This is a genomic window from Streptomyces ossamyceticus (assembly GCF_001418475.1).
Lineage (GTDB): Bacteria > Actinomycetota > Actinomycetes > Streptomycetales > Streptomycetaceae > Streptomyces > Streptomyces ossamyceticus.
The window spans coordinates 1-1,654 of the sequence record NZ_LIQX01000381.1; the positions used below are offsets into that span (position 1 = coordinate 1).

General features: G+C 73.6%; 2 protein-coding genes. One reads left to right on the plus strand and one right to left on the minus strand.

Going from position 1 to position 1,654, the window contains the following annotated elements:
- A partial coding sequence (locus tag AOK15_RS26445) for an alanine racemase (protein ID WP_055520867.1) occupies positions 1 to 1,002 on the minus strand: 1,002 nt, incomplete at its 3' end.
- 131 nt (positions 1,003 to 1,133) lie between these two features.
- On the opposite strand from AOK15_RS26445, the gene AOK15_RS26450 reads away from it, so the two are divergent.
- On the plus strand, positions 1,134 to 1,654 hold a 521-nt coding region (locus AOK15_RS26450; protein WP_240508601.1), incomplete at its 3' end, for a PfkB family carbohydrate kinase.

A 1,654-nucleotide genomic window follows, 5' to 3' on the forward strand; every position in this document is an offset into this window, starting at 1 on the left:
CGAGCAGGCGTTCGCGAACGCCTGCTCGGGGGAGGGGCGGGAGACGACCTGGGCCCAGAGCCGGAACGCGGGCTCCAGGGCACCCTCCTCGGGCACCCGGTTGAACGGGGTCAGACGCCGGTAGTGCCCGGCGTCGTGCGAGACGTACGCCCCGGACCGCAGGAGCTTCAGCACGGGCGCCGACAGCTCGGGGATCTCGTCGAACACCTCTGCCACCGCGTCGAACCACGCGCTGCCCCCGGCGCTGACGACGATCTCCTCCAGCCCCGCGAACCGCCCCGCCTCGTCGAAGGCGACGGCCAGGGCGACGAGCCGCCGCAGCCAGGCGCCCACCCGCTCCGGAGTCGCGTCGGGCACCTCGCCCTCGTACCCGGCCACGCCCACCAGCCGCAGCGTCTCCACCCCGGCCACGGCGTCCGCGACCGCCGCGCACTCCGCCTCCGTACGGACCCCGGTCCGCGCCCCGTCGCCCGCGGCGAGCTCCACCACCACGTCCACCGGGCGCGCCGAGCCCCGCAGCGCCGCGTCCATCAGCTCCACGCCGCGCACGGAGTCCACGTAACAGACGAGCCGGAACGACGGATCGGCGGCCAGCTCGGCGGAGATCCAGCGCAACGCCGCCGGGTCCACCACCTCGTTGGCGAGGAACACCCGCTCGATCCCGAACTCCCGCGCGACCCGCACCTGGTGCGGCACGGCCAGGGTGATGCCCCACGCCCCCCGCTCGATCTGCCGCCAGAACAGTTGCGGAGCCATCGACGTCTTCCCGTGCGGCGCGAAGGCCAGCCCGTGCCGCTCGGAGTACGCCTCCATCAGGGCCAGGTTGTGCTCCAGCCGCTCGGCGGACAGGGCGAGCACGGGCGTGGTGAACCCGCCGGTGAACAGGTTCCGGCGCTGCCCGGCCAGCTCCGCCACCGTCAGCCCGTCGGCGTCCGGCGGGAGGCCCTTGAAACGGTGGTCGACGCGTTCGGCGGCGAGACGAGCGAGCGCTTCGACACCCATGAGACCCTCCCTGAAATGCTGCGTTGCAGTTGATGCAACGTCCATTGCATATATAGCTAACGGCTGTCTAACATCCCAGCGAGCACCGGGTCAACGGTGCCACCGCCCCCTGTCGAGGAGCCCCGACCACCGTGACCGCCGACGGTTTCTCCAAGGCCGCACCCGACGTCGTCGACGTCGTCGCGCTCGGCGAGTCCATGGTCACCTTCCTGCCCACCCGCCCCGGCCGCCTCGCCGACGTCCCCTCCTTCGAACGCGCCATCGGCGGAGCCGAGTCCAACGTCCTCTGCGCCCTCGCCGCCACCGGCCACACCACCCGTTGGGTGAGCCGCGTGGGCGCGGACGGCTTCGGCGACCACCTCCTCGAAACGATCCTCGCGCACGGCGTCGACGTCACCTCCGTACGCCGCGACCCGTCCCGCCCCACCGGCGTCTACTTCCGCACGGCGGCGGACCGCGCGACCGACGCGCACGAGGTGGCGTACTACCGCTCGGGCTCGGCGGCGTCCGCGATGACGACCACCAACACGGACCTGCCGGCCGCCCGCGCAGCCCGCGTCCTCCACCTCTCCGGCATCACGGCCGCGCTCTCCCCGTCCTGCCTGTCCCTCCTCCGGGCCCTGACGGCGCCCCCCCCCAGCCGCCCCCCGCG